Origin of the sequence: Rhodococcus sp. 14-2496-1d, from assembly GCF_002259365.1 — a bacterium.
In the GTDB taxonomy this organism is placed as follows: domain Bacteria; phylum Actinomycetota; class Actinomycetes; order Mycobacteriales; family Mycobacteriaceae; genus Rhodococcoides.
Genome location: NZ_NPFV01000012.1, coordinates 152768 through 176109 on the forward strand (window position 1 = coordinate 152768; position 23342 = coordinate 176109).

Annotated in this window: 29 protein-coding genes; 16 read left to right on the forward strand and 13 right to left on the reverse strand. The window is 64.6% G+C overall.

All coding sequences use genetic code 11. The annotated features are described in order from the left end of the window. Positions 1-2: 2 nt before the first annotated feature. Genes kdpB through CH296_RS08980 form a run of 5 tightly spaced genes read right to left on the reverse strand, consistent with a single transcriptional unit; the run spans position 3 to position 4840 of the window. Positions 3-2015, reverse strand: coding sequence for a potassium-transporting ATPase subunit KdpB (gene kdpB / locus CH296_RS08960; protein ID WP_094629094.1), 2013 nt, complete (start codon positions 2013-2015; stop codon positions 3-5). Continuing rightward, complete coding sequence (gene kdpA, locus CH296_RS08965; protein ID WP_094629093.1) at positions 2012-3664, reverse strand: potassium-transporting ATPase subunit KdpA; 1653 nt, start codon at positions 3662-3664, stop codon at positions 2012-2014. The genes kdpB and kdpA overlap by 4 nt, the downstream gene beginning before the upstream one ends. A 1-nt stretch (position 3665) precedes the next feature. Continuing rightward, positions 3666-3779, reverse strand: a complete 114-nt coding sequence (locus CH296_RS08970) for a potassium-transporting ATPase subunit F (protein WP_230596946.1) — start codon at positions 3777-3779, stop codon at positions 3666-3668. A 60-nt stretch (positions 3780-3839) separates the two neighbouring features. Next, a complete protein-coding gene (locus CH296_RS08975) occupies positions 3840-4298 on the reverse strand; it encodes a hypothetical protein (protein ID WP_045197616.1) in 459 nt (152 codons plus the stop codon). Beyond that, a complete protein-coding gene (locus tag CH296_RS08980; protein ID WP_094629092.1) occupies positions 4283-4840 on the reverse strand; it encodes an RNA polymerase sigma factor in 558 nt (185 codons plus the stop codon). The genes CH296_RS08975 and CH296_RS08980 overlap by 16 nt, the downstream gene beginning before the upstream one ends. A 171-nt stretch (positions 4841-5011) precedes the next feature. Between CH296_RS08980 and CH296_RS08985 the strand changes: the two genes are divergently transcribed. From CH296_RS08985 to CH296_RS09015, 7 genes are read left to right on the forward strand one after another with little or no spacing between them, the layout of a single operon-like run. Further along, positions 5012-5500 (forward strand): Asp23/Gls24 family envelope stress response protein, encoded by a 489-nt coding sequence (locus tag CH296_RS08985; protein WP_032396878.1) that lies wholly within the window; start codon positions 5012-5014, stop codon positions 5498-5500. An 11-nt stretch (positions 5501-5511) separates the two neighbouring features. After that, positions 5512-5787 carry an Asp23/Gls24 family envelope stress response protein gene (locus CH296_RS08990; RefSeq protein ID WP_032397315.1) on the forward strand — a complete coding sequence of 92 codons (276 nt, stop codon included), beginning with the start codon at positions 5512-5514 and terminating at the stop codon, positions 5785-5787. A gap of 4 nt (positions 5788-5791) precedes the next feature. Next, positions 5792-6076, forward strand: a complete 285-nt coding sequence (locus CH296_RS08995; RefSeq protein WP_094684537.1) for a hypothetical protein — start codon at positions 5792-5794, stop codon at positions 6074-6076. 15 nt (positions 6077-6091) lie between these two features. After that, positions 6092-6271 (forward strand): hypothetical protein, encoded by a 180-nt coding sequence (locus CH296_RS09000; RefSeq protein WP_032397316.1) that lies wholly within the window; start codon positions 6092-6094, stop codon positions 6269-6271. Beyond that, positions 6264-6632, forward strand: coding sequence for an Asp23/Gls24 family envelope stress response protein (locus CH296_RS09005; RefSeq protein WP_158462582.1), 369 nt, complete (start codon positions 6264-6266; stop codon positions 6630-6632). The genes CH296_RS09000 and CH296_RS09005 overlap by 8 nt, the downstream gene beginning before the upstream one ends. Further along, positions 6629-7171 (forward strand): DUF6286 domain-containing protein, encoded by a 543-nt coding sequence (locus CH296_RS09010; RefSeq protein ID WP_094684538.1) that lies wholly within the window; start codon positions 6629-6631, stop codon positions 7169-7171. Before CH296_RS09005 ends, CH296_RS09010 begins: the two co-directional genes overlap by 4 nt. Further along, positions 7168-7746, forward strand: coding sequence for a hypothetical protein (locus tag CH296_RS09015; RefSeq protein ID WP_094629090.1), 579 nt, complete (start codon positions 7168-7170; stop codon positions 7744-7746). The genes CH296_RS09010 and CH296_RS09015 overlap by 4 nt, the downstream gene beginning before the upstream one ends. Here CH296_RS09015 and CH296_RS09020 read toward each other — a convergent pair. From CH296_RS09020 to CH296_RS09030, 3 genes are read right to left on the reverse strand one after another with little or no spacing between them, the layout of a single operon-like run. After that, positions 7739-8722, reverse strand: coding sequence for an endonuclease/exonuclease/phosphatase family protein (locus CH296_RS09020; RefSeq protein ID WP_094629089.1), 984 nt, complete (start codon positions 8720-8722; stop codon positions 7739-7741). The genes CH296_RS09015 and CH296_RS09020 overlap by 8 nt on opposite strands. Positions 8723-8736: 14 nt before the next feature. Further along, on the reverse strand, positions 8737-10035 hold the full coding sequence (locus tag CH296_RS09025) for a lipase family protein (RefSeq protein ID WP_094682472.1): 1299 nt from the start codon (positions 10033-10035) through the stop codon (positions 8737-8739). Positions 10036-10095: 60 nt separating this feature from the next. Continuing rightward, entirely contained in the window at positions 10096-11379 is a 1284-nt protein-coding gene (locus CH296_RS09030; RefSeq protein WP_179277674.1) for an HNH endonuclease signature motif containing protein, read from the reverse strand. A gap of 170 nt (positions 11380-11549) precedes the next feature. Between CH296_RS09030 and CH296_RS09035 the strand changes: the two genes are divergently transcribed. Continuing rightward, complete coding sequence (locus CH296_RS09035; protein ID WP_373557276.1) at positions 11550-12785, forward strand: molybdopterin-dependent oxidoreductase; 1236 nt, start codon at positions 11550-11552, stop codon at positions 12783-12785. Between the two features lie 118 nt (positions 12786-12903). Then, positions 12904-13503 carry a hypothetical protein gene (locus tag CH296_RS09040; RefSeq protein WP_256980388.1) on the forward strand — a complete coding sequence of 200 codons (600 nt, stop codon included), beginning with the start codon at positions 12904-12906 and terminating at the stop codon, positions 13501-13503. Here CH296_RS09040 and CH296_RS09045 read toward each other — a convergent pair. Next, on the reverse strand, positions 13500-14261 hold the full coding sequence (locus tag CH296_RS09045; protein ID WP_094656638.1) for a class I SAM-dependent methyltransferase: 762 nt from the start codon (positions 14259-14261) through the stop codon (positions 13500-13502). The two genes, CH296_RS09040 and CH296_RS09045, sit on opposite strands and share 4 nt — an antisense overlap. Before the next feature lie 96 nt (positions 14262-14357). Here CH296_RS09045 and CH296_RS09050 point away from each other — a divergent pair, with 96 nt between their 5' ends. Continuing rightward, positions 14358-15608 (forward strand): Nramp family divalent metal transporter, encoded by a 1251-nt coding sequence (locus CH296_RS09050; RefSeq protein ID WP_094656639.1) that lies wholly within the window; start codon positions 14358-14360, stop codon positions 15606-15608. Here the strand turns inward: CH296_RS09050 and CH296_RS09055 are convergent. Both CH296_RS09055 and CH296_RS09060 read right to left on the reverse strand, forming a co-directional pair. Then, positions 15605-16048 carry an SRPBCC family protein gene (locus CH296_RS09055; protein ID WP_032396885.1) on the reverse strand — a complete coding sequence of 148 codons (444 nt, stop codon included), beginning with the start codon at positions 16046-16048 and terminating at the stop codon, positions 15605-15607. The genes CH296_RS09050 and CH296_RS09055 overlap by 4 nt on opposite strands. Positions 16049-16101: 53 nt before the next feature. Further along, positions 16102-17010: a D-2-hydroxyacid dehydrogenase gene (locus tag CH296_RS09060; RefSeq protein WP_256980389.1), complete on the reverse strand. Its 909-nt coding sequence runs from the start codon at positions 17008-17010 to the stop codon at positions 16102-16104. Between the two features lie 74 nt (positions 17011-17084). Here CH296_RS09060 and CH296_RS09065 point away from each other — a divergent pair, with 74 nt between their 5' ends. The 4 genes from CH296_RS09065 to CH296_RS09080 all read left to right on the forward strand — a co-directional run bounded on the left by CH296_RS09065 (position 17085) and on the right by CH296_RS09080 (position 20750). Then, positions 17085-17591, forward strand: a complete 507-nt coding sequence (locus tag CH296_RS09065) for a GNAT family N-acetyltransferase (RefSeq protein WP_256980390.1) — start codon at positions 17085-17087, stop codon at positions 17589-17591. Positions 17592-17601: 10 nt separating this feature from the next. Further along, entirely contained in the window at positions 17602-18162 is a 561-nt protein-coding gene (locus tag CH296_RS09070) for a sugar O-acetyltransferase (RefSeq protein ID WP_094684543.1), read from the forward strand. Between the two features lie 160 nt (positions 18163-18322). Next, positions 18323-19126, forward strand: a complete 804-nt coding sequence (locus CH296_RS09075; protein WP_045197635.1) for an SDR family oxidoreductase — start codon at positions 18323-18325, stop codon at positions 19124-19126. A gap of 58 nt (positions 19127-19184) precedes the next feature. Continuing rightward, the gene (locus CH296_RS09080; RefSeq protein ID WP_094646203.1) at positions 19185-20750 is read left to right on the forward strand and encodes a Na+/H+ antiporter; all 1566 of its coding nucleotides are present in this window, start codon (positions 19185-19187) and stop codon (positions 20748-20750) included. Here CH296_RS09080 and CH296_RS09085 read toward each other — a convergent pair. Further along, positions 20747-21529: a pirin-like bicupin family protein gene (locus CH296_RS09085; protein WP_094684544.1), complete on the reverse strand. Its 783-nt coding sequence runs from the start codon at positions 21527-21529 to the stop codon at positions 20747-20749. The genes CH296_RS09080 and CH296_RS09085 overlap by 4 nt on opposite strands. 34 nt (positions 21530-21563) lie before the next feature. After that, positions 21564-22070, reverse strand: a complete 507-nt coding sequence (locus CH296_RS09090; RefSeq protein ID WP_373557277.1) for a VOC family protein — start codon at positions 22068-22070, stop codon at positions 21564-21566. Positions 22071-22168: 98 nt separating this feature from the next. Between CH296_RS09090 and CH296_RS09095 the strand changes: the two genes are divergently transcribed. After that, positions 22169-22621 (forward strand): MarR family winged helix-turn-helix transcriptional regulator, encoded by a 453-nt coding sequence (locus CH296_RS09095; protein ID WP_094684546.1) that lies wholly within the window; start codon positions 22169-22171, stop codon positions 22619-22621. Further along, entirely contained in the window at positions 22618-23337 is a 720-nt protein-coding gene (locus CH296_RS09100; protein ID WP_094684547.1) for a pirin family protein, read from the forward strand. Before CH296_RS09095 ends, CH296_RS09100 begins: the two co-directional genes overlap by 4 nt. Positions 23338-23342 lie beyond the last annotated feature (5 nt).

Here is a 23342-nt window from a genome sequence, read left to right on the forward strand (position 1 = left end):
GGTCAGCCTATCCCTGGAATGTGTCGAACGAGTAGATCGATGAGCCAGATCCCGACGAAGGGGCTGATGACGCCGCCGACGCCGTACACCAACAGATTTCGGCGCAGCAGTGCTGCCGCCGAAGCCGGGGTGTACCGCACACCTTTGAGCGCCAACGGAATCAGTGCGACGATCACCAGCGCATTGAAGATCACCGCCGACAGGATCGCCGATTCCGGCGTCGCCAGATGCATGATGTTCAGTCCACCCAGCTGCGGATAGACGGTGGAGAACATCGCCGGCAGAATCGCGAAGTACTTCGCCAGATCGTTGGCGAGGGAGAACGTCGTCAGCGCACCACGGGTGATGAGGAGCTGCTTGCCGATCTCGACGATCTCGATCAGTTTGGTCGGGTCGGAATCGAGGTCGACCATGTTGCCGGCTTCCTTGGCCGCAGAGGTGCCGGTGTTCATCGCGACACCGACGTCGGCCTGCGCCAGAGCCGGGGCGTCGTTGGTACCGTCGCCGGTCATCGCGACCAGCCTGCCGCCCTCCTGCTCCTGCCGGATGAGCGTGAGCTTGTCCTCGGGGGTCGCCTCGGCCAGGTAGTCGTCGACGCCTGCCTCGGCGGCAATGGCCTTGGCGGTGAGTGGATTGTCGCCGGTGACCATCACCGTCCGAATTCCCATGGCGCGCAGTTGAGCGAACCGCTCGGCGATGCCCGGCTTGACCACATCGGAGAGTTCGACGACGCCGAGAGCGCGGGCAGCAGAACCGGTTTCGCGGATGGCAACCACCAGCGGGGTACCGCCGTTCTGGGCGATGTCGTGCACGGTGGCGTCGAGGTCCGCTGTGCCGCCGCCCTCACGAATCCAGCCGTAGACCGAATCTGCTGCACCCTTGCGGATCTCCATGCCCGGTAGATCCAGACCGCTCATCCGGGTCTGCGCGGTGAAGGCCACGAACTCGCCGCGCTCGGACTCGCTTTCTGTCGTTACGGATTCGAAGTCACGCTCGACCAGTTCGACGATGCTGCGCCCCTCGGGGGTACCGTCGGCCAACGACGACAACCGGGCGGCGCGCGCCAGCTCGACGGCATCGATTCCCGTAGCCGGGTGCAGTCCGGTCGCGCGCCGATTACCGAAGGTGATGGTTCCGGTCTTGTCCATCAGCAACGTGTCGATGTCACCTGCCGCTTCCACGGCACGGCCGGACATCGCCAGTACGTTGCGTTGCACCAACCGGTCCATTCCCGCGATGCCGATGGCCGAGAGCAGTGCCCCGATGGTCGTCGGAATCAGGCAGACCAACAGCGCGATCAGCTGGATGGGATCCTGCTGCTGCCCTGCGTAATCGGACATCGGACCGATGGCCACCACCGCGAAGAGGAACACGATCGTCAGCGAGGCGAGCAGGATGTTCAGAGCGATCTCGTTCGGCGTCTTCTGCCGAGCCGCGCCCTCGACGAGGGCGATCATCCGATCCACGAACGTCTCACCCTGGGCTGCAGTGATTTTCACGACGATCTCGTCGGAGAGCACGATGGTGCCGCCGGTGACTGCGGATCGATCGCCGCCGGACTCGCGGACCACGGGTGCCGACTCGCCGGTGATCGCGGATTCGTCGACGGTGGCGATGCCCTCGATGACGTCACCGTCACCGGGGATGACCTCGCCTGCCGAGACGATCACCTCGTCGCCGACATTCAGTTCCGCGCCGGCCACCTCGGTGACGACGAATTCGGCGCCGGAGGGAGTGCGTCGTCGAGCAACGGTGTCCTGCTTCACTTTACGTAAGCTTGCTGCCTGAGCCTTGCCGCGCCCTTCGGCGACGGACTCGGCGAGGTTGGCGAAGAGCACGGTGAACCACAACCACCCGGTGACGAACCACGCGAACACCGACGGTTCGGCGATCGAGAGGACGGTGGTGACGATGGAGCCGAGGAAGACGACGAACATGACCGGGTTGCGGGCCAAGTGCCGTGGATCGAGTTTGCGGAACGCTCCGGGTACGGCCGTTCTCAGTGACAAGTTCATTGCATGGCCTCTGCTATGGGTCCGAGAGCAAGTGCGGGGAAGAAGGTGAGGGCGGCGACGAGAATCGCGGTACCGATCAGCAAGCTGCCGAACAGCGGACCGTCGGTGGGGAGGGTTCCTGCGTTCGGTGCGCTGCGTTTGGTCGTCGCCAGTGAGCCGGCCAGCGCCAGTACGAAGACGATCGGCAGGAAGCGGCCGAGCAGCATGGCGATGCCGAGGGAGATCTGGAACCAGTCGCTGGTCACCGTCAGTCCACCGAAGGCGCTGCCGTTGTTGTTGGACGCCGACGCATACGCGTAGAGAACCTCGGTGAACCCGTGGATGCCGGGATTGCCCTGATAACTCGTGGTGGATTCGAGAATCACGGTGATGGACGTGCCGACGAGCACGAGGATCGGCATCACCAGTACCGACAGCGCGGCCATAGTGATGGCGCGTCGACCCAGCTTCTTGCCCAGGAATTCCGGGGTCCGGCCGACGAGGAGCCCACCGACGAAGACGGCGATCACGGCCAACACCAGCAACCCGTACAGACCGGTGCCGACACCGCCGGGCGCGATCTCGCCGAACAGCATGTTCAGCAGCACGGCTCCGCCACCGAGAGCGGACATGCTGTCGTGCGCGGAATTGACTGCACCGGTTGATGTTCCGGTGGTGGAGACGGCGAACAACGCCGAGGCCGGAATGCCGAAGCGTACTTCCTTGCCTTCCATCATCGCGCCTGCAGCCGTTGCCGCGGCTCCGCGAGTACCGGACTCGGCATAGAGGGTGACCGCCAGCAGGACTCCCCACAGTGTTGCCATCACCGCAAGCAACGTCAGACCCTGCTTGCGGTTGCCGATCATGGTGCCGAAGGTGCGGGTGAGTGCAACCGGGATCAACAGCAGAGAGATGATCTGCACGATGTTGGTCAGCGGGGTCGGGTTCTCGAACGGATGCGCGGAGTTGGCCGCGAGAATGCCGCCGCCGTTGGTGCCGATTTCCTTGATCGCCTCCTGGGAGGCAACGGGCGCAAGCGCATTGGTGACCGTCTGTCCGTCCAGGCCGGTCGAGGTGAAGCCGGTGGAGAAGGACATGATGGTGCCCTGCGTCAGTAGGATGACGGCCACCAGCAGCGAGAGCGGCAGCAGAATGCGCAGCGTTCCGCGGGTGAGATCGACCCAGAAGTTGCCGAGTTCACCGCCTGTGGACACACGCACGAAGCCGCGGATGACGGCGATCGCGACGGCGAGACCGACTGCGGCGGAGACGAAGTTCTGCACCGCAAGGCCCAGCGGCTGCGTCAGGTTCGACAGCGTGGTCTCGGGGACGTAGGACTGCCAGTTGGTGTTGGTGACGAACGACGCCGCGGTGTTGAAGGCCATCGCCGGGCTGACCCCCGACAGGCCCCCGTTCAGCGGCAACACGCCTTGGATCCGCTGGAGTACGAACAGGAACACGACGCCGGCGAACGAAAACCCGAGCAGGCTGGTGGAGTAGCCGACCCACGTCTGTTCCGAGGACGAATTCACCCGGGCCACCCGATAGAGCAGGCGCTCGACACGCGTGTCGTGGGACGAGTCGAACACCCGGGCCATGTAGTCGCCGAGCGGCACGTACGCCACGGCCAGGACGACGATCACAGCGCAGATTTGGAAGAACCCAACCACGTCAGAACCTCTCCGGATCGAGGAGAGCGACGAACAGGTACACCGCGACGAACGCGGCCACCGTGAGACAGAGCAATTCGGTCATTGCTCGATCCTGGATCCCGCTACCGGCCACAGCCGGTTTCCTTACGCTTTCTTACGACCGCAACCAGCGGCTATGACGCAATATTTACGCCTACCGCTCCTCGATGTCGTCGACGCGTATCTCCACCACATCGCGATCGAGAGTGACGCCGAGCAGATCCGAGACGACATCGATCGCGATGGTCGCCAGCTCGTCTCCCGCAGCCTGCAGGTCGTCGCCGTACACCCCGATCACCGCGACGAACAGACCGATGCAGGCGTGGTCGTCGAGATGGAGGTCGATCTCGGTCGGCTGCGCACCGTGAACGTCCGCCAGAGCACGACGGAGCGTGGTCTTGACGATGTGGTCGCTGACCTGCAGGGAGTCCTGCGGATCGGCGCCGGAGCCGGCAGGAAAGGCGCTGTCGACGGGCCACGTACGCCTGGTCGTATTACGGACCTTCGAGATGATGGATGCGCTGATATCCACCCAATTCGGTTCCTGAGGTGCGTCCCGAAGTTCGGTGGCAGCACGCGCGAGAACCGAATCCGGCTCTACTGGGTTCGCCATGTTGCCAACCTTTCGCTCAATGTTGCTCGTGCTCTGGTCAACTGACCACGTACCGCTCCTGCGGACAACGTCATGATCGCGCCGATCTCCGGGTGAGTCAGGCCCTCGACCTCGCGGAGCAGCCAGCAGGCTCGCTGGCGGTAGGGCAGTTCGGCCAGTGCGACTCCGAGTTCGGTCATGAAACTGTCGGCCTCGACATCCGCCTCGGGATCACTGCCCGCCCCGGTGCTCTTTCGCTCGAATACCCAATCTTCTGCGGGAGGAACGCTGCGACGTCGTCGATGATCGATCACTTTGTGCGACACCAACGAGAACAACCATGTTCGCAGAGCCGAGTCGCCTCGAAAGTTGTCCAGCCCCTTCCACGCTGCGACGAACGCGTCCTGCACCACCTCCTCGGCCGCACCCTGATCGGACAGCATGTTTCGCGCGTACCGAAACATCTCCGGACCATAGCGCCGGACGATCTCCTCGAACGCATCCGTCTCGCCGAGCGCGGCTGCGCCGACGAGTACGCGGTCCGATGCATCAACCCACTCCATCGGGCCCCCAGTTCACGTAGCGGTCATCGATCACGCATGTCTTCGATACCGGTTTACCAACGGACGTAATCTATGACGTAGATCACTTTATTCGGACGTGCGTTTCGACCATCGAGCTACGACCAACTCCTGTCACACACTCTGCACGACATCCAACGAAGAGAGGCATTCATGAGCTCCACGACGGACACCAAGGCAACCGTATCCGCAGCAGGCGAGGGAAAGACCGACATCACCACCAAGTCGGACTCCGTGCTCGTCAGCTCGCAGGGCCGCACCACCATTGCCGACACCGTCGTCTCCAAGATCGCCGGTATCGCCACCCGTGAGGTCCAGGGCGTCCACGCCGTCGGCGGCGGAGCGAGCCGCGCGATCGGTGCCCTGCGCGAGCGCATCCCCGGTGCCCGCGTCAACCAGTCGCAGGGCGTCTCGGTGGAGGTCGGCGAGCGTCAGGCCGCAGTCGACATCGACATCGTCGCCGACTACGGCGTCTCCATCGCAGACCTCGCAGCGGGCATTCGTCGCAACGTCATCAACGCCGTCGAGCGTATGACCGGTCTCGAGGTCACCGAGGTCAACATCGTCGTTCACGACATCTACCTCGACGACGGCTCGGACGACGAGGAGACCACCGAGGCTCCCTCCACCCGAGTGCAGTGACCGATCCGCACATGACGGAGCGTGACAGGTCCGAGGACATCGCCGACGCCGTACTGGCGGTCGACGGTGTCGTCGGGCTGCACGGCGGCATGTTCGGCGAGGCAGCTACCTACCTTCCCGGACGACGCATCGCCGGCATCCGGATCGGCGACGAAGGCACCGAGGTCCACGTCACTCTCGAGTTCGGGGTAGCGGTGCGCGAAACCGCCGACGCCGTGCGCAGCACAGTGGCAGCGATGGTCGACGGGCCCGTGCACGTCACCGTCGAGGACATTGTGCGAGTCTGACCAGGTGAACGAGCATGCAGCGCACGACCGAGCCGCCGCCTACAAGGCGGCTCGGCGCGCTGTGGCGCGCGAACACCACCCGGATCTCGGTGGAGATCCGGCTCGCTACATGGCCGAACTCGCCGAGGTCGACAGACGCTTCGCCGTACTTCCCTCGACTCCGACCAGTGCGGCGAGCGCGCCGACGGCATTCCGCGCCTCGCCGATTCCGTCCCCGCTACGCACTCTGCCCAAGCGGATCGCTCGGATCCGCAAACGCGTCACCAGGCGCAACTACTTCGAACTCTGAGTGGAGATCAACACCATGACCACTGCAACCATCGGTTTGTTCGTGGGACTTCTGCTGGCCATCGCCGCAGCGGCCGGCGGTTTCACCGGCTTCCTCATCGCCATCGTGCTCGGCGGCCTCGGATTCTTCGTCGGCCGCTACGTCGACGGCGAACTGGACCTGAACTCGATCATGCGTGGTCGCGGTCGTGACTGAGACAGCTGCTGTAGACCCCGGTGAGCGCGGCTCTCTGGAGATCAAGCACAAGGCCGTCGAGCGACTCGCCGTCCTCGCTGCCCGCAGCACCGACGCGGTCGCCGGACCCCAGCCCGGACTGCGGGTCCTGGGTGGGCGTGACCTACCCAAGGCCGACGTGACGATCAGCGGCTCCCGCGTTCGCGCTCAGGTCGCGGTAGCGGTCACCTGGCCCTCGCCGCTGGCGAAGGTAGCCGCTGACGTTCGCGCCGCAGTCGCACGAGACCTGTCCGAACTGGGCATCTACACCGTCGACCGAGTCGATGTCACCGTCCAATGCGTACCCGCCGAGACCACCCGTGAAGAAGGGAGAGTGCAATGAGCGAGAAGGCAAGCAAGAAGCCGGTAGCCAATCCCACCGCAGCCGTACCCGCAATCCTGTTCGCGCTCGTCCTCATCGGTGCCGGCGTGGTCCTCGGCCGCGAGGCGCTGCTGAACCTGGGTGCCATCGACGGCCCCGAGTGGGTCGGCCCCGCCGCCACGAGCCTGGACGGACTCACCGCGCAGCCGTGGATGCTGCCGGGAGGAATCGCGGCAGTCGTGGTCGGGTTCGTTCTCGTCATCGCTGCACTGCGTCCTCGGCGACGCACCCACCGAGCCCTCTCCGAGCAGGACGTCTGGCTCCGCAAGGGCGACATCGCAACCGTTGCCCGCACCGCCGCACTCGACAGCGTCGGCGTCGATTCCGCAACCGCCAAGGCCGGCAACAAGAAGGTCACCGTCGCGGTGGCCACCGTCGCCGGCACGGACACCGCGGAGCTGAAGTCCTCGGTCGTCACCTCCGTGGACGACGCCCTCCGCCCACTCGCGTCGGCTCCCAAGGTCCGCACCCGAGTGCGAACGACAGGACAAGCATCGTGAAACGCGCAACCGCTTCGGTCGACCGAACCAGCACCGCCGTCGTCGGCCTCGCCCTGATCGCCCTCGGCGGCGGAGCAATTGCCTGGGAGCAAGGAAGGTTTCCCGGCCGCGAACGTCTCGACGCGGCCTTCGTCGACACCGCCGTCGACGCAGGCTGGTGGCCCTGGGCTCTCGCAGCAGCCGCCATCGTCCTCGTGCTGCTCGGTCTGTGGTGGCTCCTCGCGCACCTGCCGCGACGTTCGGTCGGCACCGTCGCCTTCGCGTCGTCAGCGGATGCAGATGTCGACGGCCGACTCAGCGTCGACCTGGGAACCGCTGCCCGGAGCGCCGCGAAATCCCTGGCCGCTCACGAGGGCGTCGTATCGGCGACCGGCCGTTCGGTGTCCGATCGCGGTCAGAGAGTCGTCGAGATCACCGCGACGCTCGACCCCGCGGTGACGTCCCTCGACAAGGTGGCAGGCGCAGCGGCGCAGACGCGCAACGACATCGTGACGTCCCTCGACGGAACACCGGCGGCCGTCCGAATCCTGCTGCAGTGCGGCAAGTCTCGGAAACAGGTCGTTCGCGTCAGCTGACGCCTGCGGAGAACTCGATCTCCCCGATCAACCCATGGTGGTCCGATCCGGGGAGATCGATTCGTTCCAGAGAACGAGCACGACCGGTGTTGGTGAGAATGTGGTCGATCCCGACGACGGCGGGGGTTCCCTTGTCGGTGGGGTACGTGGGAATCAGCCCCTTCCCCAATTGCGCTGCGACGTCGGAATATCCGGCATCGAGTAGGTTGCGGAACTTCTTGTGCGAATATGTCGTGTTGAAGTCGCCGCTGACGATCACCGGACCGCTGCCCGCCGCCGCCGCCAGATCGTTTCGGAGCGTGTCCAATTCGGCGGTCCAGATGTCGGCCGGGGTGATGTAGGCGGCACCGGGATGCACGGCCAGCAGCGTGACCGGCTCGGAACCGGGGATCTCGACCTCGGTGGCGAGATTCACCGGGCCGTACCCGTCGAGCTCACGGTTGTCCGAGATCGGGTAACGGCTGTAGATTCCGGCTCCGCCGCCGCCTGTCACGTACGGCTGGAGGTAGCTGTAAGGGAAGAGCTCCTCCATGCCGGCGTCGCGGAGGCCGACCACCGACGCGTCGGTCAGTTCCTGGATCGTGACGACGTCGACGGAGTGATCGCGGGCCTGACCGACCACGACAGTCGGATCGGCCAGCCCGATCATCAGGTTCGCCTGCATCACACGCAGCCGCACGCCCTCGCTGCCCGTCGCGTCCTCGGGTGCCGCGTCCGCTATGTAGAGCGGTGCGTAGGCGAATGCGCCTGCGGCAAGCACCAGCGCAGAAACTCCCGCCAGGACCCAGCGCCGACCGATCAGCGCCACCAGGGCACCGACCACGACAGCGATGAACATCAACGGAACGAACGACGCCAGCGCGATCAGGACGTTGACCCGGGTGTCGGTGTAGTAGACGCCCAGTGCGACGAGCCCGGTCACGATGCCCAGAATGGCGATCGTTCCGGTGAGAATTCGTATCCAGGTTCGTTGCATCGAACCGAGGGTAGCTACGCCCGGATGCCGATGACCAACGCTGTGATGGTCGTCCAGGTCAGCGACAACAATCCACGCACCGCCGAGAACGAGAACGCCGTGGACCACACCGTACGCGTCGACGGTTCCTCGACCGGAAGTCCGGCGAATCGATCGGCCAGCCAATCCAGCGTCAGTGGCGCACTGAGCGGGTGCAGCGACAGGTGTTCGCTCAGCCGATCCCGTAGATAGGTCACGTGCGCACCGGCCTCGATGTACCGATCCACCTGCCCGTCCACGTCGTCGACGGCGATGATCTGATCGTGCACCGACTGGACGACCAGCAACGGAGCCGTCGGAGCCGTTCGTCCCGGCTGGATATCCAGGAACACCTGCACGATCTCGGGCAGCGCCAACAGATCGGCCAGCGGAACGTCGATGTAGTGGTCCAGGTCGTGTCGAGCCAGTTTGCTCACCGCACGCACGGTCGTCATCGACTCGACGGAATCGAGAATGCGCATTCCGTCCTCGTTGACGTGCTCGCGAATCACCCGATCGAGCTCGGGGTAGGTGCGCCGTAGGCCCGCCACCACCAGCGTCGGCAACGCTGCGTGCAGCGTCGCATTGAGCCGGGTGAACGCCGACCCCGGATCTCCGACGGGCGAGCCGAGAGCGGCACCGACCACCTCGATCTCAGGCGCGTACTCCGGTGCCATCTCCGCCGCCCAGGACGTCGCGAGTCCGCCGCCCGAGTAGCCCCACAGCGCAACCGGCGTACTCGAATGCAGGTCGAGCGGCTCGAACGACAACGCCGCGCGAACGGCGTCGAGCGTGCAGAACCCGGGTTCCTGCGGCGAACCCCAATGTCCGTCGGGACCCTCGTGATCCGGGATCGAGATGGTCCACCCACGGCGCAAGGCATGAAGTACAAGCAGGAACTCGAACTGCGGAACGGCACCTAACGCCCGGGAACCACGCCGAAGCGCGTACGACGGGAAACACGAGGACGCGACGCCGTCGATCGCACACTGATACGACAGCAGAACCGGTTCGGCGTTGCGCGGACGCAACACCGTCGTGACGCTGGCCTGGGGAAACCCGCCGAGATCAGCGGTGCGATAGAGCAGCTGCCACGCGTCGACGCGCTGGCGTATGCGACCGAACATCGCGACCTCGACCGGCCGCACCTTCAGAATCGTCCCGGGTGGAGCTGCCTCGTATCCCTCGGGCGCTGCATAGAAGGGATCGTCCTCGGGCCTGGTCGCGTCACTGCAGCTCGGTGCTCGTTCCACCGGCCAGGGCTGTTCGTCCCCCAATGATCTGTCGACGCTCATGTCCCACCGCTTCTTGTCCGAGTCTCGTCGTCACACTAACTTGCCCTCGACGACGCCGTTTCATGCAGCCCGCTGCCAATTGGTGATCAGGACATCGGTCGCGTAGCTGAGATCGAGGCCTTCGCCACCCCAGTCCGGAACGATGGCGTCGGGTGCGATACCGCCGTACTGTCGCCTGATTTCGTCGGCGTCTCCCGACATCGCGGGAGCGTGGATGATCTCGGTTCCCGAGGGATGGCGAAACGAGAAGCGTTGATCGCCGAGGGCTTCGATGAAGAAATATCCGTCGTGCAGCGCACGGTGGTGTTCGCCGCACAGCAGGACCAGGTTGTCGAGTGACGTCGCACCTCCCCGTGAGCGATAGGTGACGTGGTGAGCATGCAGAAATCGGGTGCGGCCGCACCCGGGTACCGTGCAGCATCGATCCCGAATGATCAACTGACGCAATTGGGTTCGGCTCGGAACTTTCGCCGTCGAACTCCACCGCACAGTTCTACCCAGCCGGCCGTGGCCGACGGTCCGCATGACCGCGGAACACAGCACCTGAGCGAGGGTCTCGTCGTCGAGGCCCGGCCCGTCGTCGAAATGAGCGTGGTCGGACCCTGCTTCGTCGACCCCACCGATGTGCACCAGCACCTCGGCAGCAGGAGAGACGACCGGTGAATCCATCGCAGCGCAGACCATCTCGGCCATGGCAATCATCGCCGGCACCGGGTTGGGCGGTGCCGGGGCCGCCCGGTCACCCTCGGATTCGCCGTCGGTCCTGGTGCGCTCGTACTCCGCCCTGGTCAATGCAGCGAGAAACCGCTTACCGTCCTCGGGCCGAAAGCGGGCCGTCAACACGAGCGAGCCGTCGTCCTCGTCCCAGCGCCACCGCCCAGCGCACGGGTCGAGGTCGACGCCGTTTCCCTTGGTCGGACGCATCGCCTTCTTCAGACCACGGCAGAGGCGTTCGATGTGCGCAGCCGGGGCGTCGAGCGCCTTCTGCAGCAACGACGCCTCGTTCTCGGCCGTCGCAACGCGAGTCATCGCGCGCACCTTCGAGTACGAGATGGTGCCGCTCCGATACGCCGAGGTGATCAGCGGCAGCTCTCGCATGGCCTTGGCCACGCGCACCTGCTCACGAGCGGTGTGCAGATCGACCCCCGCACGCCACGACAACCAGTGCGCACAGGACCGCACTTCCCAACCCGCCCATCCGCGTCGCGCATCGAACTCGCCCACCAGAATCAGATACTGCGCCGACGCCGCCGCGATCCGACCTGCCAGAGCGCAGATTTCGGTCTCGATTTCCTTCGTCTCGATCCGCCCCGCCTCGGATCCCGCGTCGGCCATGTCGATCATGAACGCCCCCATTCATCGAATGCATGTTCGAGGAATGTACGACGAGACACCGACAGAAACTCTCCCAGATGCCCGACGCGTCCCCGCGGGGACGTTGTCACGAGGCGATGCGCCGGGCACGGGAGTCGGCCGCGACACATCCGGCACCCTCTGGGCAGCGAATGCCCTACATGGCCGAAGCACGCAAGTCTCTCGCGCGCTTTCCCAGTCCGCTGCGCGGCACGTGGTTGACGTCGCTGTTCGGCGCAGTTCTGCTCGTCGCGCTGCCGATGGTCATCGTGACGGGATTGCTCTCGTACAGCGCGTACGGTCCACAGTTCGGCCAGGCCAGGCCGGGTGCCGTCGGGTGGCTGCGCTTGCCGTTCTTCGACTGGCCGACGAATCCGGCATGGCTCTACCAGCTCACGCAGGGTCTGCACGTCGGACTCGGCCTGATCATCGTGCCGCTCGTCATCGCCAAACTGTGGTCGGTGATGCCCAAGCTCTTCGAACTACCACCGGTGCGATCGCCGGCACATGCGCTCGAACGACTGTCGCTGCTGGCACTGGTCGGGGGCCTGCTGTTCGAGATCGTGACGGGTGTTCTCAACATTCAGTACGACTACGTGTTCGGTTTCGACTTCTACGCCGCTCACTACTTCGGTGCCTGGGTGTTCATCTCCGGATTCCTCGTACACCTCGCGCTCAAGGTCCCGCTGATGTGGAGGACCCTGAGGTCGGAGTCGTTGATGGACGTACTGCGCGCCAGGAACGAAGCTCCGGACGAGCAGAAGAACGACGACCGACCGGCGACCATGGGTCGACGCGGTGCCATCGGATTGGTCGCTGCCGGAATGGGTTTCGTTGCCGTGTTGACGGTAGGACAGACGGTCGGCGGAGTACTGCGCAAGGCCGCGATCCTGCTGCCCCGCGGACGCTCGTACGGCGACGGCCCCAACGACTTTCAGATCAACCGAACGGCCGAAGCAGCCGGGATCACCGAGGCGCAGACCGGGCCCGACTGGCAACTGACGATCAGCAGCGCGGCCGAGGACGCCGTCCCGATCGTGCTGTCCCGCGGCAGGCTGCTGTCGATGCCGCAGCGCACTGCCGAACTGCCGATCGCGTGCGTCGAAGGATGGTCCACCACGCAGACGTGGACCGGTGTCCCGTTGGCCGAACTCGCTGCGCTGGCGGGCGTACCCGCACCGCGATCGGCTGAGGTGAGCTCGCTGGAGCAGAACGGAGCCTTCACTCGTGCGGTGTTGCAGGGAAATCAAGCGGCGCACCCGAATTCGTTGCTGGCCTTGAAAGTCAACGGTGTCGATCTCTCGCTCGATCACGGATTTCCCGCGCGTGTGATCGTTCCTGCCCTTCCGGGTGTCCACAACACCAAGTGGGTTGCTCGCATCGTGTTCCGTTCGTGACTTCCAGCTGTGGCTGTTCAAACCTCCGTCGATGGTAAAGAATCGGTGATCGGCGGCCCGTGGGGCCGCCGACGAGGGTCACTCCCTCGCCTGGATGAGTTCCGAAGGTCATGACATCATGCTTGCTTTGTCCAGAAGCCTCCTCGTCGCAAGTGCAGCTCTCACGTTGCTGTTCGCCGCAGGCTGTTCATCGTCCGAAGCCGGCAACGCCGTCGCTGCCGACACCACAGCCGCCTCGACGTCCGCCGCTACCAGCACCACCGACGGCGTCTCGGGCCAAGAGGGCATCGACGCCGGCGGCTCCACCGACATCGATGTCGAGATCGGTCAGTGCGTCCAACTCGGCGGGACGATGACGGCCGCCACCATCGACAACGCCGAATGCGGCAGCATGGAATCGAACTACAAGGTGATCGCCAAGGCCGAGCAGAACGAGCAGTGCCCCACAGACGTCAATCAGACCTACTACGAGACGCTCGACGGTGTGGAACAGGGCGCACTGTGCCTCGACGTCGACTGGGTGGTCGGCGGCTGCATGAGCGTGCCCACCGCGGGTATGGACGAGCCCTCACGGGTCGACTGCGGCGACCCCGACGCCACCGACGTCGAACAGGTCACCGAAATCAAGACCGGTACCGCCGATCCCAACGAATGCCCCGAGGGCGGATTCGCCTACGACGCCAGGCAATTCGTCGTCTGCACCACGACGATCTCCTAGTCGAGCTGCGCCGTCACCATCTGCGTGACGTAGCGGTAGTCCACGTAGCCGTGGCGGGCGATGGCCGCGTGCACTGCGCCCAGGACCTCGCCGCGGCGCCGGTCGTCCAGGGCGAGATGGCTCGAGTACGTGGCGGCCATGGCGCAGAACTCGTCTGCGGAGTAGCGCTGGACCCACTCGTACGTCGAGGTCGTCCACGGACCGAAGCCGGCAGCGCGCGCCACGTTGGACTCCGGTTGCGTACCGAGAGAACGCACCAACAGGTGCGCCACTTCGGGCTCGGTTGCGTCGTAGGCCGCCCTGACCGCTTCCCATGCCGGGCCATCGAGGTCGCCCGGCATGTTCCACCACAACCGAAGGGCACCGCCGGGGACCAATGCGCGGGCCGCCACTGCAGCTCCTTGCTCGTGGTTCACCCAATGCCAGGATTGGGCGGCAACGACTACATCGAACGCCGCCGCCGGGGCTGCACAATCCTCGAACCGCGACACCTGCACTTCGACGTCGAGGTTCTCGGTGCGCCGCCGAACCAGCTCTGCCATAGCCGAATCCGGTTCCACCGCAACAACGGACGCGCCGAGTTCAGCCAACGCAACAGTGGCTTTGCCGGTACCTGCCCCTGCCTCGAGCACTCGCATCCCGTCGCCCGCCGCGATGTCCGCGTACAGCTCGGCCGGGTAGCCGGGACGGGCCCGGTCGTAGTTCTCGGCAACCTTGCCGAAGCTCAATGCACGCGATGACTGCTGTCCGTCGGTCACCGCATCGACGGTACCGAGGGTCGACTTGCCAGGAACCGTGCGTTTCGTAAAGAGTGAGACAGGTCACTGAGTAGACCCCGCACGCGAGGAGAATCGATGACCGAGACCACTGCACCTCCGAAGTGGAAGGTGGTCGGCCCCGGACTGGTGGTCGCCGCAACCGGCATCGGGGCCGCCGACCTCGTCGCGACTCTGGTGGCGGGCTCGCGCTACGGCTACGCCCTGCTCTGGGTCATCATCGTCGGTGTCGTCATGAAAGTCGTTCTGGTGGAAGGTGCCGGCCGCTACACGTTGGCGTCGGGCAACACGATCTTCCAGGGCTGGCGTTCGCTGGGGAAGTGGACGACGGCGTATTTCGCTCCCTACATCGTGATCTGGGGGTTCGTCTACGGAGCGGCAGCGATGTCGTCGAGCGCGTTGCCGATCGTCGCACTGTTCCCCGCTTTGGATCTCAAGGTCGTCGCCATCGCGTCCGGACTCCTCGGCTTCGCGCTGATCTGGCTGGGGAGCTACGGATTCTTCGAGAAGATCATCACCGTCTTCGTCGGCATCATGTTCGTGACCGTGATCGGTGCTGCGGTAGTGGCGGTTCCGAACGTCCCCGCGATCGTCAAGGGCATCGTCCCCACCATTCCCGACGGCTCCATCGTGTACGTCCTCGGCCTTGCCGGTGGCGTCGGTGGCACCATCACGCTCGCCGCGTACGGCTACTGGCTGCGCGAGAAAGGCTGGATCACACCGAAATTCATGCGCGTCATGCGTATCGACAATTCGATGGCCTACGTCATCTCCGGCATCTTCGTCCTCGCGATGCTCATCGTCGGTGCCGAACTGCTGTACTCGTCGCAGATCGCGATCTCCACCGGCGATCAGGGCTTGATCCAACTCTCCGACGTGCTCGCGGACCGCTACGGGACGGTGTTCGGCTACGTGTTCCTCATCGGATTCTGGTCGGCGTCGTTCTCGTCGCTGATCGGGGTGTGGAACGGCGTGAGCCTGATGTTCGCAGACTTCGTCGGCAATCTGAAGGGGCTCGAACAGGGTCACCCGAAAACACGAGTGGGAGGCAAGTACTTCAGGTGGTATGTCGCGTGGCTGACGTTCCCGCCCATGGCGTTGCTGTGGCTCGACCAACCGATCGGGCTCGTGCTCGCCTACGGCGTACTCGGCGCGGTGTTCATGCCGTTCCTGGCGGTGACACTGTTGGTACTGCTCAACAGTGATCGCGTGCCGAAGCAGTGGCGCAACGGCTGGTTCACCAACCTGACGCTGGGTGTGTGCGCATTCCTGTTCGCGTGGCTCGCCGTCGACCAGGTCTTGGATGCTCTCGACAAGTACGTGTACTAGTCGGCCGCTTCCAGGCGTGAGCGCAGTGTCGACTCCGTGTGCTTGATCGCCTGACCCACAACGGGTTCCACAACAGCGCCGAGCACCTTGCCCGCGATTCCGCCGGGCAGGCTGTAGCGGAACACAACGTCCAGACGGGTTCCGCCGTCTGCCGTATCCGAGAACGACCACGTGGACGAGTTGGACAGGCCTTCGACCGACTCGAGCGTGAGCCTCTCGTTGTGGACCCATTCGGTGACGTGCACCACGGAGGTGAGGGCCTTCGGACCGATCTGCATCGTCGCGTCGTACGTGGCACCGAGTCCTGAAGTGACCTCGCTCGTCGGCTCGAAACGGGTGATGCCGAACATCCATTGCGGGACGTTCCTGAAGTCGTCCATGTAGGCGAACGCCGCCTCGCGACTGGTCGACGCAACGGCCGAACGATTGATTTCACGCACTCGTGCACCTTAGTACACGCTACGGCGTGTTACGCATACTTTGGTCGTCCGTTTCAGCGGCGTACGTACCCCACCTGCTTGTCCACCACGTTCACCAGAGCCGAACCACGGACATATCGATGGAGGTTGTCCTCGAACAGCGCCCACAGGCGCTCGGCGAAGTCGTCGGCGTCGCCCGCCAGATGCGCGGTCAGGATGACGTTGTCCATGTGCCACAGCGGACTCGTGTCCGGTAGCGGCTCGACCTCGAACACGTCGAGCACGGCCCACCCGATGCCTCCGTCAGCGAGGGCATCGCACAGGGCTCGTTCGTCGACGACCGGTCCGCGGGCGATGTTGACCAGGCCTGCATCGGAACGCATGGCCGAGAGAACCTCCGCGTCGACCAGTGCGCGGGTGGCGTCGGTCAACGGTGTCGCCAGCACGATCACGTCGTACTCACCCGCATACGACGGCAATCGTCGAACATCGCGGATTCGTCCGAACTCCGAGTCACCGGACCGCTCCGACGTTGCCGCCGCATCGACGCGCATACCGAGTGCGCCGAGGACCCGGCCGATCTCGCGGCCGATCGAACCGGGACCGACGACGAGAGCGGCGCGACCGTGAATACCACTGGTAACTCTGTGTTCCCAGACCCGCTCGCGCTGACGAGCAAGCGCCAGCGGCAGCTTCTTGACCGACGCCAGAATGCCGCCTGCGACGTACTCCGCAATCGCCCTGTCGAGGATTCCGCCGGAGTTCGTCAGAATCCATCGGCCCTCGCGCAGAACCGGATCGAGCAGTCGATCGACGCCGGCACTCGATGCGTGGATCCAGCGAAGATTCTCGGCATTCGGCCACACGGTTCGCAGATCGGCGGTCTCGAACGTTCGGAACAGCAACACCTCTGCCCACGACACCACACCGGCGAGCTCGTCCATCGTGCAGCTTCGGAAGTCGACTCCGTCGATCGCGGGCAAGGACCCTCTGTCCGAACCACTTTCGACCACAAGCACGTTCACCACAAGACTCGCCACCTCCGTACGATGGCACCGTGCTCACCGTAGAACTCGCAACTGCCGCCGACGCAGCAACGATACTCGGCCTGCGGCACGCAGCCGAGGACTGGCTCTTCGCTCGAGAAATCGACCAGTGGACACCGCGCGAGGTACCCCTGTCCACTGTCGCGGCGCACATCGAGGCAGGAGAGTTCTACGTCGCCCGGCGCGATCCGAGTGGCCCGATAGTCGGTGCGCTGAGACTGATCTGGGCCGATCCCACAATCTGGCCCGAAGAGGATGGGCTCGCCGGGTACGTGCACGGATTGGTGATCGACAGAAGCGAAGCGGGCACGGGCCTCGGCGCGTTGCTGCTCGAGTGGGCGGCGGAGCAGACCCACCGGGAAGGACGCGCGTTGCTGCGTCTGGACTGCGCCGAAACCAACGGTGCGTTGTGCAATTACTACCTGAATCAGGGTTTCCGCCACGTCGGCCGACACGAGTTCGCCGACGGCAGTGCGTGGTTCAGCGTGGCCCTGTTCGAGAAGTCGACCGATCGGTAGCCTGTCGTCCATGGGCGAGAACCGGGATCGGATGCTGCGCGGAGAGCTGTACCGAGACAGTGATCCCGACCTGGTTGCGTCCCGGGTGGCGTGCGGAAAGCTGCTCGACCGATTCAACGCAACCGAGGCAGATCAGAACAAAGAACGACGCGAGATTCTCGGCGAGCTGCTCGGATCCATCGGAGCGGATTCGTGGATCATGCCCAGGTTCCAATGCGATTACGGCACATACATTTCCATCGGATCCAACAGTTTCCTCAACTACGACGCCATCCTGTTGGACTGTGCACCCATCACCATCGGTGACGATGTATCGATCGGCCCACGGGCACAACTGCTGACGGCGCTGCACCCCATGGAGGATCACGAGGCGCGCCGAACACGCTGGGAGAGTGCTCTTCCCATCACCATAGGGAACAACGTCTGGCTGGGCGGCGGGGTCATCGTGTGCCCGGGAGTCACGATCGGCGACAACTCGGTGATCGGTGCCGGCAGCGTCGTCACCCGGGATGTGCCGTCGCACACCTTCGCTGCCGGCAACCCGTGCCGGGCTATCCGCGCCCTACCGTGAGATGACCTCGTGCAGGATCTTGTCGGAGTCGCCGACGAGCCTGTCGACCGCCATCCGCGCGTCAGCAGGGCAACAGAATTCGTTTGCACAGATAAGAGACTAACCGGTATGGATCGGATCGTCACGTGGTACGGATTGACCGCGTCGGTACCATCTGGGCATGAATCGCACGGCAGTGGTGACCGGAGCCTCGTCGGGTATCGGACGCGCGGTTGCGCAGGCGCTCGTCGCCCGGGGATATCGAGTGATCGGTACCTCCCGCAATCCGGCCTCGATGACCGACGCGCAGCGAGCCACCGGTGTCGAGTATCGCGCTCTCGATCTCACCGATGCCGACTCGATCCGCACCTTCGTCGCCGATCTCGGGGACGTCGACGTCCTGGTCAACAACGCCGGTGAGAGCCAGTCCGGGCCCTTCGAGGAGCTACCGACCGATGCCATCGAGCGACTCTTCCAGTTGAACGTCTTCGGCGCAGTGACGCTGTCGCAAGGTGTCATTCCCGGGATGCGCGATCGTGGTTACGGCCGCATCGTGATGGTCGGATCGATGCTGGCCAGCTTCCCGCTTGCCTATCGCTCGTCCTACGCCTCCACGAAAGCCGCCATCAAGGGCTTCTCCGATGCGGCGCGTCTGGAACTCTCGCCCTTCGGTGTGTGGATGACCACCGTCGAGCCGGGCTCGATCAACACCGGAATCAGTGAGCGCCGAACCAAGTACATCGCACCGGATTCGGTCCATCGAGACGACTTCCACACCGCCATCTCGTCGCTGGACCGCAAGGAAGGAACCGGCATCTCCGCCGAGGACGTCGCCGAGGTAGTAGTGAAGGCCATCGAGGCCGACAAGCCGAAACCGTTGTACGCCAGAGGAAGCAATGCACCGGTCGTGTTTCTCGCGCGGCGGCTGCTGCCTGCGACCTTCATGGAGAAGACGATCGCGAAGATGTTCGGACTGAAGAGGTAGTTTGAACCGCTGACCTGCGGGAATACAGCTGGGTGAACTATTTCCCTCTCGACCTACCGTGGTAGAGACACTCGGTCTCGTCCTGGCAGCCACAGGCCTGATCGTCGCCGCACAGGTGATCTCGAAGAAGACGACACTCCCCGCGGCAGCGTTGTTGACGCTCGCCGGCCTGGCCGTCTCGGCGTCGGCGTTGCCCGACATCGTTCTCGACCCCGAGCTCGTGCTGACCCTGGTGATTCCGCCGCTGCTCTACAGCGCCGCTCTGAACTCCTCCTTGATCGCCATCCGCCGCAACGTGTGGACCATCTTGAGTTTGTCGGTCGCCCTCGTCGTGGCGACGGCTGCCCTCGTCGGCGTCGGTCTGTGGTTGCTCGTTCCGGGGATCACGCTGGCCGCTGGTATGGCGCTCGGTGCCGCCGTGGCACCACCGGACCCGGTCGCGGCGCTGGCGGTGGGTCGACGCGCAGGCATCCCACCGAAACTGGTGACCCTGATAGAGGGCGAGGGACTGCTGAACGACGCGACCGCACTGACGATGCTGACCGTGGCGATCGCCGCGATCTCGAGTCAGGACATGACAGCCGCTCACGCCGGGGGATTGTTCGTGCTCGCCGCAGCAGGCGGCATCGTCGTCGGACTGATCGTCGCACTGGCGATTCGGCTGGTACAGCGGTTCGTTCACGATTCGCTGCTGCTCAACATCGTTTCGCTGGCTACACCGTTCCTCGCGTACCTCGCGGCCGAAGAAGTGCATGCGTCCGGGGTGTTGGCCGTCGTCGTCGCAGCACTGGTGATCGGTCACCACACCCGTCACGCCATCTCCGGAGCCAGTCGCCTGCAGACCAGTGCCGTGTGGAGGCTGATCGATCTGCTTCTCGAGGGCTTCGTGTTCTTGTTGATCGGCGAGCAATTGCCCACCGTTGTCGGCGGCCTGTCGGCCTACTCGGGGACGACCATCGCCCTCGCAGTCACGGTGACGCTCGCCGGCGTCCTGTTGCTGCGGCCGCTGTGGCTCCTGACCACCGGGCTGTCCGCCCGCGAGGCGGTGGTGATGAGTTGGGCAGGCACTCGCGGAGTCATCACCGTCGCTGCCGTCTTCACGTTGCCGCTGACCATCGACTCGGGCGAGCCGTTCGAGAGCCGAGATCTGCTGCTGTTCTGTGCATTTCTCGTCGTGCTGGTGACGGTGATCGGTCAGGGATTGACTTTCGCTCCGCTGGTGCGCAGGTTGAACGTCGTGGCCGATCCCGCCGCAGAGGCACGTCTACGCAACGAAGCACGGGAGGGTTCGACGAAAGCTGCTCTGTCACAGTTGGACCGGATTGCGGACGAGGAGAACCTGGACGACGAGGGTCGCGAGATACTGCGCCGCGAGTTGGAGCACCGTATCGACCGCTACCATCGCCGTCTGGATCACCTCGACGAGTCCGAGATCGGCGATGCGGTCATCTCACCCGAGCAAATTGCCGCGATGACCACACGTCGCCGCATACTCGACGTCGAGCGGGAGGAGCTGCTGTGCTGGCGAGACGCCGGCCGGCTGCCGGACAACAGCATGCGGAGTCTCGAGCACGAACTCGATCACGAAGAGCATTCCTTCCGCCCGCATCGAGAGACCGACTAGCCGGCGATCGCCGCGTGCATCTCCCACACGATCACTTCGGCTCCGGTCGCGGTGCTCAGCTTCTGACCGCCGCCTCCGCTGACGCGCACGGCATCACCCTCGGCCAGTGGTCCGACGCCCTCGAGCATCGCTTCGCCCCGGGCGACGAAGATGTGCACGAACGGGGCGTCGGGTATCTCGACGGGAGCCTGCCCGGACTGCAAGCGCGCCACGTGCATGGCGGCGTACTTGTTCTTGATGCGAATGGCTGCGTGGTCGGCGTGGTGTGCCATTCCTGATGCCACGGGAACCAAACCGCCACTGAGCAATTCGCCGTCGATCTCGAGCTGCTCGTAGCCGGGGGTGATGCCCTGTTCGTCGGGCACCACCCACATCTGCACGAAGCGAACGGGATCGCCGTGCTTGCCGGAGTACGAGCCGGCGGTCTCCCCGAGTCGCCACGAATCGTTCTTCTCCGAGTGCAGGATTCCCGTGCCTGCGCTCATTCGTTGGGCGAGACCGGGGTAGATGACGCCGGTGTGACCCATCGAGTCCTGGTGCACCAGTGAGCCCTGCAGCACCCAGGTGACGATCTCCATGTCGCGGTGCGGGTGGGTGTCGAAACCCTGGCCGGGAACGACGATGTCGTCGTTGTTCACCATCAACACGCCGTGGTGGGTGTTGCCGCGATCGAAGTGGTTGCCGAAGGAGAAGGAGTGCTTGGAATCGAGCCAACCGATCTTGGTCTTGAATCGGTCATCGGCTCGCCGGACGTCGAGTGTGGTTGCTGCAGAGGTCATGTCATTGCCTCGAATCTGGAAAGTAGGTGTGTTCTCAGAGGACGTGCGAGCCGTACATCTCGCCGAGTGGATCGGCAATCAGTTCCAGGCGGGCACCGTCGGGGTCGCGGAAGTACAGCGAGACCTCGCTGTGCTCGATCAGTTCGACTCCGGCGTCGATGAGCTTGGTACGCAGGTGCTCCCACCTGGCGGGTTCGACACTGATCGCCACGTGATGAAGGCCGCCGAGCACCTCGGCGTACGGTCCGACGTCGAGTCCGGGAAAGTCGAAGAATGCCAACAGGTTGCTGTTCCCGATATCGAAGAAGAAGTGCGAAGAGCCCGGGTAGTCACGGTTCTCGATGAGCTCGGTGAGCGGGAACTCGAGCAGATCCTGATAGAAGCGGACCGTTGCTTCGACGTCACTGCTGACCAACGCGGTGTGGTGGAGGCCGCGAGCCGACGACGCCGGCCGTTCGCCTGCGGGCTTGAGGTGCTGAGTACGGATACGGTCCCGCTGCTCTTCGTGTTCCTGCGCGCGTCGTGTCTCTTCGGCAGTCATGTCGTCGGTCATCGCTGCACCCTCCGGGTCAAGTAGTTGCTTCGTCAACTACCAAGAACAGTACACCCAGTAGTTGCGTTGTCAACTACTATGGACTCATGGATTCCCCACGGTGGCTCAGCCAGGACGAACAGCTGGCCTGGCGCGCGTACCTCGACGCCACTCGGCTGCTGCTTCGCGATCTCGACAATCAGCTCACGCGCGACTCCGGGATCTCGTTCACCGACTTCGAGCTGCTCGTGGTCCTTTCCGAAGCACCCGATCGCCGACGCCGCATGAACGAACTCGCCGACGCCGTCACCACCACTCGCAGCGGCGTAACCAGGGCAATCAGCCGACTCGTCGACTGCGGTTGGGTCCGGCGCGTCAAATGCGACGACGACAAGCGGGGCATGTCCGCCGAACTCACCGAAGCCGGACTGAACACCCTCGCCGCAGCCAGTCCAGGGCACGTCGAGGCGGTGCGGAAGAACATGTTCGACCTCGTGGATCCGGACGATCTTGCGGCACTGACCCGGACTTTCTCGGCCATGCGGAACCACGCGTCGTGATCAGCCACATTCCCGGGGAGCAGCGCCATCACTGGTGGAACGAGTGGCTCGATTCCAAACAGTCCTTCCCCGCGACCGGCAACTACGACCTGGCGGCCAACGCGCACGGGTTGCTGATGGTGCACAACGAGGACACCGTCTTTCCCGGCGAGGGATTCGACTCGCACGAGCACCGGGACATGGAGATCCTCACCTGGGTGCTCGAGGGCACCCTCGAACACACGGACTCCGAGGGCCACAGCGGGCTGATCCGCCCCGGACTGATTCAACGCATGAGCGCAGGCACCGGCATCCGCCACACCGAACGCAACGCATCGAGTCTGACCAGCCGCGACAAGCTACGCGTCGTGCAGATGTGGATTCCACCGGATGCCGACGGACGGGTGCCGTCGTACGACGAGCTGGACGTGCGGGACGAGTTGGCATCCGGCGAGCTCGTCTGCGTCGCATCGGGAATGCCGGGTAGGACCGGCGTACGCATCGGCAATCGCTTTGTGTCGCTTCATGTTGCGCGGCTCGCGCCGGGACAGTCGATCACCGTTCCCGACGCACCGTTCGGTCACGTCTTCGTCGCCGACGGTTCAGTGGTGTTCGAGGACATCGGCGATCTCGACCAGGGTGACGCGGTGCGGCTGACCGGTACCGGCGGACACCGTGTGACAGCATCGACGTCGAGCGAGATCATGATCTGGGAAATGCACGCCGAGTTCGCCTGAGGGAG